The following is a 15,124-nucleotide window of genomic DNA, read 5'->3' as shown; positions in this document are numbered from 1 at the left end:
AGTCCCCCTACCAAGTCCCCGTGTGCCGATAATCCCACAGGGGGGGCAACGAGGAAGGCCCCGTCCGGTGGACGGGGCCTTCCTCGTGCGTGCGTACGGCGGGGGAGCGGTCAGCCCCCGAGGCGGGCGCGGAGCCCGTCGAGCTCGGTCCAGAGGACGGCCGGCAGGTCGTCACCGAACTTCTCGAACCACTCCTGGATCTGCGGGATCTCGGCCTTCCACTCGTCGACGTCGACGCGCAGGGCGGCCGCGAGAGCCTCCTCGGTCATGTCGAGACCGTCGGTGTCGAGGGAGCCCGGCGCCGGCACGTGGCCGATCGGGGTCTCGACAGCCGCGACCAGGCCGTCCATCCGCTCGACGACGTACTTGAGGATCCGGCTGTTCTCGCCGAAGCCGGGCCACAGGAAGCCGCCCTCGTCGTCGCGACGGAACCAGTTGACGTAGAAGATCTTCGGCAGCTTGGCCGCGTCGTTGTCCTTGCCGATGCTGATCCAGTGGCTGAAGTAGTCGCCGGCGTTGTAGCCGATGAAGGGCAGCATCGCCATCGGGTCACGGCGGACGACGCCGACCTGGCCGACCGCGGCGGCGGTCGTCTCGCTCGAGAGCGTCGCGCCGAGGAAGGTGCCGTGCGCCCAGTCGCGGGCCTCGAAGACGAGCGGGACCGTGGTCTTGCGGCGGCCGCCGAAGAGGATCGCGTCGATCGGCACGCCGCGCGGGTCGTCGTACTCCGCCGCGAGGATGTCGCACTGCTTGATCGGGGTGCAGTAGCGGCTGTTGGCGTGGCTCGAGAGCTCCTCGGACTCGGGGGTCCAGGGCTCGCCCTTCCAGGAGGTCGCCTTGGCGGGCGGGTTCTCGAGGCCCTCCCACCAGATGTCGCCGTCCTCGGTGAGCGCGACGTTGGTGAAGACCGAGTTGCCCTTGTTGATGGTGCGCATCGCGTTGGGGTTGGTGTGCTCGTTGGTGCCCGGCGCGACGCCGAAGAGGCCGAACTCGGGGTTGACGGCCCACAGGCGACCGTCGGCACCCACGCGCATCCAGGCGATGTCGTCGCCGAGGGTCTCGACGGTCCAGCCCGGGATGGTCGGCTGGAGCATCGCGAGGTTGGTCTTGCCGCACGCGCTCGGGAAGGCGGCGGCGATGTACTTGACCGTGCCCTCGGGCGACGTGAGCTTGAGGATCAGCATGTGCTCGGCGAGCCAGCCTTCGTCGCGGGCCATCACGCTGGCGATGCGCAGGGCGTAGCACTTCTTGCCGAGCAGCGCGTTGCCGCCGTACCCGGAGCCGTAGGACCAGATGGTCCGCTCCTCCGGGAACTGCACGATGTACTTTGTGTCGTTGCACGGCCACTTCACGTCGGCCTGGCCCTCGGCGAGGGGGTGCCCGACGGAGTGCACGGCCTGCACGAAGTCGGCGGTCAGCTCGTCCATCCGGGCCAGCACGTCGCTGCCCATCCGGGACATCACGCGCATCGAGGCGGTGACGTACGCCGAGTCCGTGACCTCGATGCCGAACATCGGCTTCTCGGCGTCGAGGTGGCCCATCACGAAGGGGATGACGTACATGGTGCGGCCGCGCATGCAGCCGGCGTACAGCCCGCGCATGAGGTCCTTCATCTTGTCCGGCTGCATCCAGTTGTTGGTGGGGCCGGCGTCGCGCTCGTCGACGGAGCAGATGTAGGTGCGGTCCTCCACGCGGGCGACGTCGATCGGGTCGGACGCGGCGTAGAAGGAGTTGGGCTTGATGGCCGGGTTGAGCTGGGTGAACGTCCCGGTCGACATCAGCGTCTCGGTGAGCTCGGTCCACTCCTCGTCGGAGCCCGTGCACCAGTAGATCCGGTCCGGCTGGGTCAGCTCGGCGACCTCGTTGACGAAGTCGATGATCCCCTGGTGCGTGGTGGGGTGGGTGATGGCGGTCTGCGTGGCGGTCATGCTGGTCCCTCTCGCGATTCACGGTGCTGCCCGCTGGAGGGGCCTCGCCGGCCGTCGAGCGCGTCGACGGTGTGTCGTGGAGTAGTGGCGGATCGCTCGGCGTCGTTGTCGGCGAGTGGTGGAGCGCGTCCCGGGGGCCGGAGACCTGTCGGTCTGGCTCGGGATGGCAGCGACAGTACCGGGCAGTCTGGCTCCCACACATTGGATCGATCAATGCTCCGTGGGGAGCGTCACATCCCTTATTTTGAGCGGGTCTCGGCTTTCTCGAATGCGTCCACGAGCGACCAGGCTTCGGACTTTTCGAGACCTAAGACGGCGGCCCGGCGGGCTGTCAGGTCGGGTGGGCCGATGACGGCCACGACGCCGGAGGACCCAGTCACGACGACCACTCCGCCGAACCCTGCAGCCTGCTCCTGCGCCCGTCGTACGGCGTCGCGCGAAGCCGGCGCGAACCGGATCGTCGTGCCCCAGGACGTGTGGTCGTCCGAGGGAGCAGTGCTCACCTCGGTGATGACAACCGGCCCGATCTTGCCCAGCGACTGGTAGCCGCCGGACCCGTCGGACGAGCAGAGAACGCCGGTGTCCGTGCTGGAGCGGCACGGTCGGTCGCCGGACATCCGGAGCAGGGCCGGGTGCAGCATCACCTCGAGCGGCCCGTCCACGTGCGGCGGGTCCGGGAACGCCTGGATGCTGCTCGGCGTGGAGCCGGGCTCCTCGGACCCCTGGCACCCGGCGAGGGCGCAGGCTCCGACGAGCACGGCCAGGCCGGCACCGACCAGCCGCCGCCACTGATTTCGGCAACGTCCCTGCATTCGGCTATCCTCGTCCAGTCGCTCACCACGTGGCGACATGCGCCTGTAGCTCAACGGATAGAGCATCTGACTACGGATCAGAAGGTTTGGGGTTCGAATCCCTACAGGCGCGCAGGACGAGGAGCCGCAGGTCAGCATCGCTGAGCTGCGGCTCTCGTCATCTCGGCTCCTCCGGGTCGGCGATCTTCACCAGCATCTTGCCGATGTTGGCGCCGGTGAAGAGGCCGTTGAGGGCGTCGATGCTGGACTCGATGCCGTCGTAGACGGTCTCGCGGTGGACCAGCAGCCCGTCGGCGGACCAGCGGCGGAGGGCCTCGAAGGCGGTGTCGAAGCGGTCCCACTCGTTGAGGGCGTTGAACCCCTGCATGGAGGCGGTCTTGGACAGCAGGTTCACGTAGTTGGCGGGGCCGGGGTGCTCGCCGGTGAGGTAGCTGGAGATGACGCCGCACAGCACGACTCGGGCGTTGGTCGCGAGGCGGCCGAGCACCGCGTCGAGGATCTCCCCGCCGACGTTGTCGAAGTAGACGTCGACGCCCTGCGGGCAGTGGTGCCGGAGCGCGGCCCTCACGTCGTCGGCGCGGTAGTCGATGCAGGCGTCGAAGCCGAAGTCCTCGACGACCGCCCGGCACTTGTCGGGTCCGCCCGCGATGCCGACGACCCGGGCGCCGGCGATCTTGGCGATCTGGCCCGCGACCGATCCGGTGGCGCCGGCGGCCGCCGAGACCACCACGGTCTGGCCCTCCTGGGGCCGGCCGACGTCGTGCATGCCGAAGTACGCCGTGGCGCCGGTCGGTCCGTAGAGCGACATCACCGCGCGGTGGTCGACCACGTCCATGCCCGTGACGGGCGTGCAGAAGACGTCGTCGCGGACGACGACGTACTCCTGGAAGCCGGTCAGGGTGGTGACGACGTCGCCGACGGCGTACGCGTCGCACCGGCTCGCGACGACCTCCCCGATGCCGGCGGACCGGACGACCTCGCCGATGCCCACCGGTGGCAGGTAGCCGCGCTGGTCGTCGAGCCAGGTGCGGACGGCCGCGTCGACACCGGCGTACGTGACCCGCACGAGGGCCTCGCCGTCGGCGGGCTCGGGCGCGACGGAGCTGACGAGCTCGGCGTCGGCCGGCTCGACCAGCCCCCGCGGACGGCGGCGGAGCAGGACCTGGCGGTTGGTGAGCGGCATGCTGCGCCACGGTAGCGGTCGGCTAGAAGGGCGCCTGCGACAGCAGCGTGGCGGCCAGGAGGCAGACCACGACGGCGATCGCGCAGGCCACGAACGTCTGCACGCGCATCCAGCGGACCACCATCGAGCTGAGCCACGACGTCACCGAGACGGACAGGCCGCGCACCGTGCCCGGGATGTCGCCCCGGTTGTCGACCAGCGTCTCCGCGACCTTCTCGCCGACCAGTCGTGTCACCAGGCCGAGGACCCGCCGAGCGGCGAAGCGCGTCACGACGTTGCCGTCCACCTGGGTCTCGAGCCGGTCGACCGCCGCCCGGGTCCGGACGCTCGCCGACCGCACGTGCTCCGCCGTGGCGACGCCGAGGTCCGACGTCGCGGGCGCGGACGACAGTGTGGCCTCCAGGACCAGCTGGCCGAGCTGGGCCTCCTCGTTGCCGACGATCACCCCGCGCCCGACGGCCCGCACGCCGACGACGTACGTCGCGAAGAGGGCGCCGGTCATCCCCGTGAAGGTGAACGCGATGGCCGCTCCCGCGACGGATCCCCGGCTCGCCCACCACGTGCACACGGCGTCCAGCACGACCAGGCCGGCGACCACGGCCAGGCTGGTGGTGACGGCCGTCCGCAGCGCCGCGGAGGCCCCGCGACGCAGCGCGGACCGGAGGCGACGGCTGATGTCGGTGCGGCCGCCGGGCGTCTCGTCGAGCTCGTGGCCCTCGGCCATGGGGTAGGTCCTCACTGGGTGTCGGGGTCCGGTTGCAGAGGTCTGGTACCCGGCCCGAAACGTCCCTGTCAGCACCCCGCCACTTAAGTCTCAGGAAGACGAAAGCACAGTAGGCACTGGGATCTGGGCACTTCGGCCCTACCCGGCGGCTACGGTTCTCGCGATCTTGGGTACCGTGCCCAGCACCGCCGATGGATCGAGAGGGTTGCGACGAACATGGTCGATGTGAACACCGCGCTGGACGAGGCAGGGCTCACCAACCCCCGGGTGCGGGAGTACGTGGCCCACTGGGCGGCGATCACCCAGCCCGACCGGGTCGAGGTCGTCGGTGCCGAGGACGACGCCCGGCTCATCCAGGAGGCACTCGACGCCGGCGAGCTGTTGCCGGCTGGTGAGGGTCGCTACTACTCGCGCAGCTATTACAAGGACACCGCCCGCTCCGAGGAGCGCACGGTCGTGGCCACCAGCAAGGAGGACGACAAGGGCGTCTACAACAACTGGAAGCCCGCGGCCGAGATGACCGAGCTCCTCACCGAGCGGATGCGCGGTGCGTCGGCCGGCAAGACCATGTACGTCATCCCCTACCTGATGGCTCCGCCCGGCTCGCCCCTCGAGGCGTACGCCGCTGGCGTCGAGCTCACCGACAGCCGCCCGGTCGTCCTGCACATGATCCGGATGTCGCGCGTCGGTGCGTCGTACGTCGACAACCTCGAGGACCCGGACAGCTTCGTGCGCGCGGTCCACGTCACCGGCGACCTGGAGAACCTCGGGCAGGGCACGCCCGAGGACCAGCGCTACTTCGCGACCGTCGCCGACGAGCGGACGATCCTGCACTACGGGTCGTCGTACGGCGGCAACGCGCTGCTCGGCAAGATCGCCCACGGTCTCCGGCAGGCCTGCTACGACGGCCGCGCGTCGGGCGCGTTCCTCGCGGAGCAGTTCATGCTGCTCGGCATCACCGACAAGGAGACCGGCAAGCGCTGGCACATCTGCGGCGGCTTCCCGAGCGCGTCGGGCAAGACCAACCTGGCGATGACGCTGGCGCCGGAGGCGCTGGGCGATCGCTACCACGTCGAGTTCTACGGCGACGACATCGCGTGGCTGTGGGTCGGCGACGACGGCCGGGTCTACGGGATGAACCCCGAGAACGGCGTGTTCGGCGTCGCCAAGGACACCAACGAGAAGACCAACCCGACCGCGCTCGACTCGATCGGCGAGGGCTCCGGCGTCATCTTCACCAACGTCGCCTACAACCCCGACACCCACGAGGTCTGGTGGGAGGGCATGACGAAGAACCCGCCCGAGGACGTCACCGGGTGGCAGGACTGGAAGGGCGACCTGATCTCGGAGCGTGCCGCCGACGACACGTCGCCGTGGGCCCACCCCAACAGCCGCTTCACCACGACGCTGGCCAACGTGCCCAACGTGGCCGGCGACTTCGAGGCGCCCGCCGGTGTCCCGATCGACGCGATCATCTTCGGCGGCCGCACCAGTGACCGCGAGCCGCTGGTCCGGGCGATCACCGACCTCGCCGAGGGCGTGTACGACGGCCTGACGCTCGGCGCCGAGGCGACCTTCGCCGCGGAGGGGGTCGACGGCCAGCTGCGCTACGACCCGATGTCGATGCGCCCGTTCATGGCGTACGGCGAGGGCGACTACGCCGCGCACTGGATGAAGATCATCGGCGCGGCCACCGACCGGCCGATCTTCGCCCACGTCAACTGGTTCCAGCGCGGCGACGACGGCCACTTCCGCTGGCCCGGCTACCGCGAGAACCTGCGCGCGCTGCTCTGGCTCGCCCGCTTCAAGGACGGCGAGGTCACCGGTCGTCAGACGCCGGTCGGCGTCCTCCCGACCGAGGAGGAGCTCGAGCTCGACGGCGTCGACATCACCCGCGAGGACCTCGACATCATCCTGACCATCGACAACGAGCGGTGGCGCCAGGAGATGGGCTTCCGGGAGGCGCACCTCAAGGGCTTCGACCGGGTCCCCGAGGAGATCTGGGAGGCCCACCGCCGGGTGTCCGCCGCCCTCGACGCGGAGGCCTGAGGGTCAGTCCTGGCGCTGCGGGCGGGTCAGCCACAACGCCCCCAGCACCAGCACCGCGCCGGCGATGCCGTCGAGCCAGTAGTGGTTGGCGGTGCTGACGACCACGAAGACCGTGGCGGCCGGGTGGAGCAGCCACAGCCAGCGCCACCGGGTGCGGCAGGCGGCGATCAGCACTACCGCGATCAGCAGGGCCCACCCGACGTGCAGGCTCGGCATCGCGGCGTACTCGTTGGACATGCTGCCGAGCACCGGGGCCTGGTAGATCGAGATCCCGCCGGCGTGGCCGGTGTCGACCATGCCCAGCGAGCCGAGCAGCCGCGGCGGCGTCACCGGCAGCAGCACCGTGAAGACCAGGGCGATCGCCGTGGCCCACAGGAGTGCCCGCTTGGCCCAGCGGTAGGCGGGCCGTCGGTAGCGGTAGAGCCAGACCAGCACCGCGATCGTGAGCGGGAAGTGGACCGACACGTAGTAGCGGTTGGCCACCTCGACGATCCAGTCGTGGCCGAGCGCCCAGGTCTGCAGGGTGGCCTCGGCCGGCAGCCGGAGCCACCGCTCGACGTGGAGCACGTCGTGCGCGTGGGCGTCGGCGCGGCCGAGCTCCTGGGTGGCCAGCACGCGGCCGAGGTTGTAGACGAGGAAGGCGGCCAGGATCTGGGCGACCTCGCGCAGGACCTCCGGTGCGGGGGTACGGCGCGCCGCGACCGGCCCCGCCGTGCTCACCGTCATCGTGTCGTCCCTCCCTACTCTTACAACTGTAAACTAGCGTTCCGCCTGCGTGAACCCCACACTGGGGTGCACCTGTTCGACTCGCCGCCGGCGACGAAGTCATCGGGAGGAGGGGCGAGCGCGTTGTCAGATACCCGGACCGACGTCCGCGTCGAACGGAGCCGGGCGCAGCTGGCCGAGGCGCTGCGCACGCTGCTCCGGACCCAGGACCCCCGCGACATCTCGGTCTCCGCGCTCTGCGCCGAGGCCCGGGTCAGCCGGCCGACCTTCTACCAGCACTTCGCGAGCCTCGACGAGGTCGCGGTGGCGGGCATCGAGGAGCGGTTCCTCCGGCTGAGCGCCGAGCTGCCCGGGTGCGACAGCCCGGACGCGTCGTACCGGCTGCTCGTCGCCTTCCTCGAGGACCTCGACGGCGAGCGGTCCGCCTGGCAGCGCACGATCGGGAGCGGTACGGCGTTCTCCGCGTCCCGCGACGCCGTCGAGGGCTGGCTCGTCGACCGGCTGGCCGAGCGCGCACCGGACGCGGGCGCCGCCGTGCTGCGGTACGCCGCGGCCGGGTTCCTCGGCGTGGTCCGGGCGTGGCTGCTCCAGGCCGACGGCACCGACCGTCCGACCGCCACCGAGCTCGCCGCCAGCCTGGCGGACGTCTCGGCCCGGGTGCTGGCGCCAACGCCTACGCTGGAGCCATGAAGACGCGACTGACCTGCCCGTGCGGCGAAGTGGTCAAGGGCAAGGACGAGGACGAGCTCGTCGAGCTCACCCAGCAGCACCTCGCCGAGGTGCACCCGGGCATGAAGTACGGCCGCGACGAGATCCTCTTCATCGCGACCTGACGCCGGCCCTCAGCCGCGCGGCGGCGCGGTGCTGTCCCGGACGACCAGCGTCGTCGGCAGCACGACCGCGGCCGGCGACCGACCGCCCATGACGTCCGCGATCGCGGCGACGGCCGCCCTGCCCTTCGCCCCGACCTCCTGGCGGACGGTGGTGAGCGGGGGACGGCTCGCTGCGGCGACGACGCTGTCGTCGAAGCCGACGATCGACACGTCGTCGGGGACGCGGAGACCGAGGGACTCGGCCGCACGCACGGTCGCGATCGCGAAGGCGTCGGAGAAGCACACGACGCCGGTCGGGCGGTCGGGGCGGTCCAGCAGGGTGCGGGCGACGTCGTACGCCGCGTCGCGGGGGGAGTACGGCGTGGCCACGACCGCCGGCTCGATGCCGGCCGGGTCGAGGGCGTCGCGCCACCCCAGCATCCGCTCGCGGGCGGGGTAGTTGGGCTCGTCGGCGGCCACGTCGAGGGTGACGATGCCGATGCGGCGGTGACCGAGGTCGACCAGGTGCTGCGCGGCGAGCCGGGCGCCGCCGCGGTCGTCGACGTTGACCGAGGCCACGCCGTCGCGCACGTTGTGGTCGACCACGACGACCGGGATGTTGCGCCGGTCCAGCCAGCCGATGTCGGACGACGTCGGGTCGCAGATGTAGACCAGGGCGCCGTCGACGGCGACGTCCCGCGCAGGGACGAAGGACTCGTCGGTGGACGACGGCAGCAGGGTGAGCGCCATCCCCTGCCCGGCCAGGGCATCGGCGACCGAGGCCAGGAACTCGGCGGAGACGGCGTCCTCGAACGCCTCGCTCAGGCTGCCGTTGATCAGCAGACCCACCGAGCCGGTCCGGCCGCGGGCGAGCGCGCGCGCGGCCGGGTCGGGCCCGACGTACCCGAGCTCGTCGGCCGCAGTCAGGATCCGCGCCCGCAGGTCGGCGGAGAGCTGGTCGGGGCGCGAGAACGCGTTGGACACCGTCATCCGGCTGACGCCGACGCGGTCCGCGATCGACTGGAGGGTCACCTTGGCCATGGGAGACCCAGTATCGCGGGTCACCCCAGCCGGGGTGGGACTCACCCGTGCAGGTAGGTACGGCGCGGCGCGGGCTCGACCCAGCGGGCGAAGCCGTGCAGGCGGGCGGCGACCCGGCTGCGGGCGGCGCGGGTCGGCCGGGTGCGGGCCGGTCGGTCGGGGACGACGGGGGCGTCGGGACGGGCACTGCCGGCGGTGGCGCGGGCGGCCCGGACGGCCAGGTCTGCGGCGATGGGGTCGAACGTCATGGCTCCTCCTCGGGCTCGATGAATGACGCTGTACCGGTACAGTAACGGAGTTCGCTTTACCGGTCAAGTGACCGGTAAAGAACGGCGAGTCCGGAGGCCCCGTCCGGCTGTCTCCACCGGCCCCGGAGCCCGAAGTAGAGTCGTGATCACCGCGATGGGATGAGAATGCCGGCAGCGCACCGGAGACCAGAGGACGTTCATGGACAACAACATCGTGCGGAAGCACTGCTCCTTCTGTGGGACGAAGGGCAAACGCGGCATGCGGTTCGGCGGCGGTCTGGGCGCCATGATCTGTGAGAGCTGTGTCAGCCACTACCACGAGGTCTTCGCGTCTGCTGCCAAGACGTCGCGAGCAGCCAGGCCCCCATGGGAGGCGATGTCGGATGCCGAGATCCTGAGCAACCTCCCCCTGATCTCCCAGACGGCGGACGAGGTCAACGAGTTCCTGGTCGAGTGGGTCGAGCTGGCTCGGTCGCGCAAGCTGTCCTGGGCTGAGATCGGCAAGGCGATGGGCGTCTCTCGGCAAGCGGTGTGGGAGCGGTTCGCGCAGCGCGTCGAGAAGCTACGCGCTCAGGCATCCAGCGCGTGAGGCGGCGCCGCGGTTCGCGATCGGCATGAGGCGGACGCGCAGGCCGTCGGCAACGAGCGAAGGCCTGGCCTCCATGCGCAGCGAGTCGACGTCGCTGCCGTCAGTAGTTGTCTCCCTGCAGGTAGACCATGTCTGCAGGGCACCGCTGACTCGTCGCGGTCGACAGTTGCGGCGACAACAGCCGGCCCGATCGCGACGATCCGTTTGATGTAGGACCGCGCCCCGCACTCGGCGCCACCCGGGCCATCTCTATCCGGGCAGTGCAGCAACGCTCGGAACGTGGCTCACCTGGTCCCAGGTGAAGACGTAGTCGCCTCCGCCCGGAGGCACCGTCACGACGACGTTGCCGCCGCCCGCCGCTCCGCCCGACCCGTAGTTCTCGTCCCACGAGTCGTTGATCGCGACCTTCCACTCGTAGGTGCCCTCCGGGAGGGTGAAGGTCCGGTGCCACCGGCCGTCCGAGGTGTCGAACGCCAGGTGCGTCGCGGCGCAGTCGGGCTGCCAGTCGGCGGGACAGCCGAGCTCGGACTGCAGGTTGCCGGCCACGGTCACGCTGTCGCGCAACGGGATCGGGTCGGCGGTCGTGACGGTCACCGGCGCGCTGGTGACCGCCGGCAGCGATCCCTCGCGCAGCACGGCCCGGTAGCGCACCGAGGTCCCGATCGGCAGGTCCGAGACGTCGTCGGTCAGGGTGTACGCCGGCGAGGACGTGTCGGTGCCGAGCGTCGTCCAGGCACTGGAGCCGACGCGGCGCTGGAACGTCACCCGCTGGGTCGCCCGCTCCGGGTCGACCGTGGCCTCGAGGCGCACGGGGTCGATCGCGGTGACCGTCGGGCCCGCGGGCGAGGAGATCCGGATCGCCGGCGACGGCACCCGCGCCGCGCGTGGCGACGTGCCGCGGGCGTGGCCGGCGTTGTCGAGCACCGCGGCGCGGTAGTGCAGGGCGGTGCCCGGCCGCAGGGTGCTGACGTCGTCGAAGACCTGGTAGGGCGCGGAGTCGTCGGTGCCGATCGCGCGCCACGGCCCCTTCCCCACGCGGCGCTGGAAGGTCACCTCGTTGAACGACGCGCCCGTCACCTGGGCGGAGACGTGCATGCGGGCCCGGGACACGCTGCTCGGCTTCGGCTTGCGCAGGCTGATGCCCGGCGCGCGCTCGGAGCGCGGGATGCGCTCCTGCGCGACGTACACGGTCGTCGAGAGGCCGGGCACGGTGACGGCGAGCTTGCGCTGGCGGTTGCTCGTCAGGCGCGCCGGCCCGGTGCCGTAGAGCCGCTTGAAGGCGCCGTTGCGCACGTACGTCGGCACCTTGCCGGACGCGGGCTGCTCGCTGTTGTTGAGCACGACGACGTACTCACGCTGCCGCTTGCGGTCGACCCGCGAGAACGCGAAGAGCCCTGCGTGGTCCGACGCGAGCCGCACCTGCTGGGCGCCGTCGCGCAGCGCGGGGTGCCGGTCCGTCAGCGCCGCCAGGCGCTGGATCGACCGGTAGAGCGGGTGGGTGGTCACGAAGTTGTCGTCCGCGCCGGTGCGCGTGGTGCCGATCTGGGTGTCGTCCTGGTAGTCCGGGACCTGGCTGGCGAACATCGTCTGGCGCGCCAGCTGGTCGCCGCCGGTGCCGGTGAAGCCCTGCTCGTCGCCGTAGTAGACGACCGGGTTGCCGCGCGAGAGGTACATCAGCTCGTGGCCGAGCCGGTCGCGGGCGAGCAGCTCGGCGGCGTCCGCCGTCTGGCCGTCGGTGGTGTTGTCGGTCGTGACGAAGTAGCCGAACCGGCCCATGTCGTGGTTGCCGAGGAAGGTCGGCAGGGAGTAGGCGTTGGAGTCGGCATCGGTGTACCAGTCGTCGTTGGCGAAGAAGTCCGCCAGCCGCTGGGTCGGCAGCCGCTTCGAAGCGAACCCGCGGGCCGCGTCCTGGAACGGGAAGTCCAGGATCGCCTGCATCCCGTCGTGGGTCGTGTAGTGCGAGGTGAAGCTCTTGGCGGCGGCGTCACTCCCGTCGAGCGCCACCTCGCCGAACATGAAGAAGTCGGGCTTCCCGTGCCGGTGCGCGTAGTCGAGGATCCCCGGCCCGAACTGCTGCCAGAACTCGTCGTTGACGTGCTTCATGGTGTCGATGCGGTAGCCGTCGATCCCGAACTCGCCGATCCAGGACCGATAGATCTGGGTCATCCCCTTGACCACCCGCGGCTGTTCGGTGAAGAGGTCGTCGAGCCCGAAGAAGTCGCCGTACTGGCTGTCCTCGCCGGTGAAGGTCGTGTTGCCCCGGTTGTGGTAGACCCGCGGGTCGTTGAGCCAGGCCGGGACCTTGACGTCCTGCTCGGCGGGGTCCAGCACCGGCGTGTAGGGGAAGGACGTCGCCGGGTCGAGCGCGGGGAAGCTCGACCCTCCGGCGTAGTCACGGTCGTCGAACGCCTGACCACCTGCGGTGCGGTAGGGCGAGACGTCCTTGGAGACGTACGCCGTGCGCGCACCCTCCTCGTAGCCGATCACGTCAGCGGTGTGGTTGGTGATGATGTCGAAGAAGACCTTCATCCCCTTCTTGTGCGCGGCCTTCACCAGGGCGGTGAGGTCGGCGTTGGTGCCGAGGTGGGGATCGACCTTGGTGAAGTCGGTGATCCAGTAGCCGTGGTAGCCGGCGGAGGGGCCGTCCTCGAGCTGGACCGCCTTGTTCTTGAAGATTGGGGTCAGCCAGATCGCGTCGGTCCCGAGCCCCTGGATGTAGTCGAGCCTGGAGCGCAGGCCCTTGAGGTCGCCCCCGTTGTAGAACCCCTTGCTGGTGGGGTCGAAGCCGCTGACGAGCGGGTCGCTGCCGAGGCCACCCTCGTCGTTGGCGGTGCTGCCGTTGGCGAACCGGTCGCCCATCACGAAGTAGAAGTCCTGGTCGGTCAGGCCCGACCGCAGGGCGTGCCGGGCGTAGTCACCGTCCGGCTTCGCAGCCTGGGCCGCCGCGGGCACCAGCGGCGCGAGCGCGAGGACGAGCACGACAGGTAGGGCACGGAGCAGGCGCATCTGGAACTCCCGAGTGATCCAGGTCACTTCGTTGTGACGAGAGCAGCAACCTAGACGGAGCCACCGACCACGGACAAGCGCCCCGCGTCACCGCGGTCGAGATGGCGGCCGATCACGAGCCGCTGGATCTGGTTGGTGCCCTCGAAGATCTGCATCACCTTGGCCTCGCGCATGTAGCGCTCGACCGGGAAGTCGCGGGTGTAGCCGTAGCCGCCGAGCACCTGGACGGCGTCGGTGGTCACCTTCATCGCGTTGTCGGTCGCGACGAGCTTGGCGACCGAGGCCTCGCGGCCGTACGGCAGGCCCTGGTCCTTGAGCCGGGCGGCGTGCAGCATCGTCGCGCGGGCGCTCTCGATCGCGGCCTCCATGTCGGCGAGCACGAAGCTCAGGCCCTGGTGGTCGATGATCCGCTCGCCGAAGGTCTCCCGGCTCCGCGCGTAGGCGACCGCGTGGTCGAGGGCTCCCTGGGCCAGTCCGGTGGCGACGGCGGCGATGCCCAGCCGGCCGGCGTCGAGCCCGGCGAGCGCGATCCTGAGGCCCTGGCCCTCGGCGCCGAGCCGCCGCTCGACGGGGATGCGGACGCCGTCGAAGCGCATCGTCGCCGTGGTCGAGCCCGTGAGCCCCATCTTGTGCTCGGGCGGGTCCGCGACCAGCCCGTCGCTGTCGCCCGGGACCAGGAAGCAGGAGATGTCGTTGCGCCCGTCGCCGGTGCGGGCCATCACCTTGTAGTAGTCGGCCTGTCCGCCGTGCGTGGTCCAGGCCTTGGCGCCGGTGATGACGTACTCGTCGCCGTCGAGCCGGGCGCGGGTGGTCATCGCGGCCGGGTCGGAGCCGGCGTGCGGCTCGGACAGGCAGTAGGCGCCGAGCAGCTCCCCGCCCAGCATGTCGGGCAGCCAGCGCTGCTTCTGCTCCTCGGTGCCGGCGGTGACGAGCCCGAAGCAGCTCAGGGCGTGCACGGAGGTCCCGACCCCCACGCTCGACCACACCGACCCGATCTCCTCGAGCACCTGCAGGTAGACCTCGTACGGCAGCCCGCCGCCGCCGTACTCCTCCGGGTAGGGCAGGCCGAGCAGGCCGGCCCGGCCGAGCATCCGGAAGACCTCGCGCGGGAACGCCTCGTCCCGCTCGGCGGTCGCCACGAGCGGGGCCAGCTCGCGGGTGGCCAGGTCGCGCACCAGCGCGATCAGGTCGACGGCTTCGTCCGAGGGCAGCAGGCGGGAGGCGGGCATCTTCGGACCCTAACCCCGGCTCAGCCGAGGTAGTCCCGCAGGCTCTGCATCGTCTCCTCGAGCAGGGCCGAGAGGTCGCTGCCGGGGTCGGCCAGCCAGCCCTCGTACGCCGAGATGGCGAGCGCCAGCGAGACGCTGCCGACGGTGCGGGGCAGGGTGTCGGACGGGCCGAGGCCGGTCCGCCGGGCGACGTGCTCGGCGATGACGCCGCGCCACTCGGCGTACCGCAGCACGGAGTGCGCCTGGAGCGCGGGCGTCTCGAGGATCAGCCGCATCCGGTCGCGGTGCGACGGCTCCGCGTCGGCGGGGTACTCGTTGAACCGCAGCACCGCGCCCTGCACGGCCTCGGCCAGCGGCGCGTCCGCCGGGGTCGCGGCGAGGATCGCCCGGAAGCCGTCGAGGGTCCGGTCGAACTGTCCCCAGGGGATGTCGTTCTTGGACTCGAAGTAGCGGAAGAGGGTGCGCCGCCCGACGCCGACCTCGGCGGCGATGTCGGCCATCGTGACGGACTCGAACCCGCGCGCGGCGAAGAGCCGGAAGGCGGCCGCCTCGATCTGGGCGTGACTGGTCGCAACCGGTCGGCCACGACTGCTCATGAGCGAACCCTATCTTTTTGGCGCAGAGTGCCATTAGTGTGTCCCGCACCACATCCACCGAGGAGGCTGCCATGAACCCGGACCAGAACGAGACCGTTGAGCAGGACGTGACCGCGGAGGACCTCATCGAAGAGGTCTCGATCGACGGCATGTGCGGCGTCTACTGAGTCTGCTGCCGACG

The 15,124-nt window shown here is 70.8% G+C and carries 15 protein-coding genes and 1 tRNA gene; 6 read left to right on the top strand and 10 right to left on the bottom strand.

The genetic code is table 11. From position 1 onward, the window contains the following. Nucleotides 1–110: 110 nt before the first annotated feature. Together ABEA34_RS10925 and ABEA34_RS10920 are read right to left on the bottom strand one after the other, a co-directional pair. Nucleotides 111–1,928, bottom strand: coding sequence for a phosphoenolpyruvate carboxykinase (GTP) (locus tag ABEA34_RS10925; RefSeq protein ID WP_345521287.1), 1,818 nt, complete (start codon nt 1,926–1,928; stop codon nt 111–113). Nucleotides 1,929–2,167: 239 nt separating this feature from the next. Then, on the bottom strand, nt 2,168–2,740 hold the full coding sequence (locus ABEA34_RS10920) for a hypothetical protein (RefSeq protein ID WP_345521286.1): 573 nt from the start codon (nt 2,738–2,740) through the stop codon (nt 2,168–2,170). 39 nt (nt 2,741–2,779) lie between these two features. Between ABEA34_RS10920 and ABEA34_RS10915 the strand changes: the two genes are divergently transcribed. Next, nucleotides 2,780–2,852 (top strand) — tRNA-Arg (locus ABEA34_RS10915). 45 nt (nt 2,853–2,897) lie between these two features. Here the strand turns inward: ABEA34_RS10915 and ABEA34_RS10910 are convergent. Both ABEA34_RS10910 and ABEA34_RS10905 read right to left on the bottom strand, forming a co-directional pair. Continuing rightward, on the bottom strand, nt 2,898–3,923 hold the full coding sequence (locus ABEA34_RS10910; RefSeq protein WP_345521285.1) for an NADP-dependent oxidoreductase: 1,026 nt from the start codon (nt 3,921–3,923) through the stop codon (nt 2,898–2,900). A gap of 22 nt (nt 3,924–3,945) precedes the next feature. Next, nucleotides 3,946–4,647 (bottom strand): hypothetical protein, encoded by a 702-nt coding sequence (locus ABEA34_RS10905; protein ID WP_345521284.1) that lies wholly within the window; start codon nt 4,645–4,647, stop codon nt 3,946–3,948. Between the two features lie 216 nt (nt 4,648–4,863). Between ABEA34_RS10905 and ABEA34_RS10900 the strand changes: the two genes are divergently transcribed. Then, entirely contained in the window at nt 4,864–6,696 is a 1,833-nt protein-coding gene (locus ABEA34_RS10900; protein ID WP_345521283.1) for a phosphoenolpyruvate carboxykinase (GTP), read from the top strand. Between the two features lie 3 nt (nt 6,697–6,699). Here the strand turns inward: ABEA34_RS10900 and ABEA34_RS10895 are convergent, their stop codons facing one another. Continuing rightward, nucleotides 6,700–7,422: a phosphatase PAP2 family protein gene (locus tag ABEA34_RS10895; protein WP_345521282.1), complete on the bottom strand. Its 723-nt coding sequence runs from the start codon at nt 7,420–7,422 to the stop codon at nt 6,700–6,702. 123 nt (nt 7,423–7,545) lie between these two features. On the opposite strand from ABEA34_RS10895, the gene ABEA34_RS10890 reads away from it, so the two are divergent. Next, nucleotides 7,546–8,112 (top strand): TetR/AcrR family transcriptional regulator, encoded by a 567-nt coding sequence (locus ABEA34_RS10890; RefSeq protein WP_345521281.1) that lies wholly within the window; start codon nt 7,546–7,548, stop codon nt 8,110–8,112. Continuing rightward, on the top strand, nt 8,109–8,255 hold the full coding sequence (locus tag ABEA34_RS10885) for a hypothetical protein (RefSeq protein WP_345521280.1): 147 nt from the start codon (nt 8,109–8,111) through the stop codon (nt 8,253–8,255). Before ABEA34_RS10890 ends, ABEA34_RS10885 begins: the two co-directional genes overlap by 4 nt. Before the next feature lie 9 nt (nt 8,256–8,264). Here the strand turns inward: ABEA34_RS10885 and ABEA34_RS10880 are convergent, their stop codons facing one another. Together ABEA34_RS10880 and ABEA34_RS10875 are read right to left on the bottom strand one after the other, a co-directional pair. Continuing rightward, nucleotides 8,265–9,275, bottom strand: a complete 1,011-nt coding sequence (locus ABEA34_RS10880; protein WP_345521279.1) for a LacI family DNA-binding transcriptional regulator — start codon at nt 9,273–9,275, stop codon at nt 8,265–8,267. Between the two features lie 41 nt (nt 9,276–9,316). Continuing rightward, nucleotides 9,317–9,523 carry a hypothetical protein gene (locus ABEA34_RS10875; protein ID WP_345521278.1) on the bottom strand — a complete coding sequence of 69 codons (207 nt, stop codon included), beginning with the start codon at nt 9,521–9,523 and terminating at the stop codon, nt 9,317–9,319. Between the two features lie 199 nt (nt 9,524–9,722). Between ABEA34_RS10875 and ABEA34_RS10870 the strand changes: the two genes are divergently transcribed. Then, nucleotides 9,723–10,112: a hypothetical protein gene (locus ABEA34_RS10870; protein WP_345521277.1), complete on the top strand. Its 390-nt coding sequence runs from the start codon at nt 9,723–9,725 to the stop codon at nt 10,110–10,112. 249 nt (nt 10,113–10,361) lie between these two features. Here ABEA34_RS10870 and ABEA34_RS10865 read toward each other — a convergent pair whose 3' ends face one another. The 3 genes from ABEA34_RS10865 to mftR are packed head-to-tail and all read right to left on the bottom strand — an operon-like array spanning nt 10,362 to nt 14,943. Next, on the bottom strand, nt 10,362–13,118 hold the full coding sequence (locus tag ABEA34_RS10865) for an alpha-amylase family glycosyl hydrolase (protein WP_345521276.1): 2,757 nt from the start codon (nt 13,116–13,118) through the stop codon (nt 10,362–10,364). A gap of 50 nt (nt 13,119–13,168) precedes the next feature. Beyond that, the gene (locus ABEA34_RS10860) at nt 13,169–14,347 is read right to left on the bottom strand and encodes an acyl-CoA dehydrogenase family protein (protein ID WP_345521275.1); all 1,179 of its coding nucleotides are present in this window, start codon (nt 14,345–14,347) and stop codon (nt 13,169–13,171) included. A gap of 20 nt (nt 14,348–14,367) precedes the next feature. Beyond that, nucleotides 14,368–14,943, bottom strand: coding sequence for a mycofactocin system transcriptional regulator (gene mftR, locus ABEA34_RS10855; protein WP_345521274.1), 576 nt, complete (start codon nt 14,941–14,943; stop codon nt 14,368–14,370). A 71-nt stretch (nt 14,944–15,014) separates the two neighbouring features. On the opposite strand from mftR, the gene mftA reads away from it, so the two are divergent. Then, a complete protein-coding gene (gene mftA, locus ABEA34_RS10850) occupies nt 15,015–15,110 on the top strand; it encodes a mycofactocin precursor MftA (RefSeq protein ID WP_345521273.1) in 96 nt (31 codons plus the stop codon). Nucleotides 15,111–15,124: the final 14 nt, after the last annotated feature.

It is taken from the genome of Nocardioides conyzicola (genome assembly GCF_039543825.1).
Classification (GTDB): domain Bacteria; phylum Actinomycetota; class Actinomycetes; order Propionibacteriales; family Nocardioidaceae; genus Nocardioides; species Nocardioides conyzicola.
Note: the sequence above shows the minus strand (reverse complement) of the source record. Positions and strands in the feature narration are given on the sequence as shown.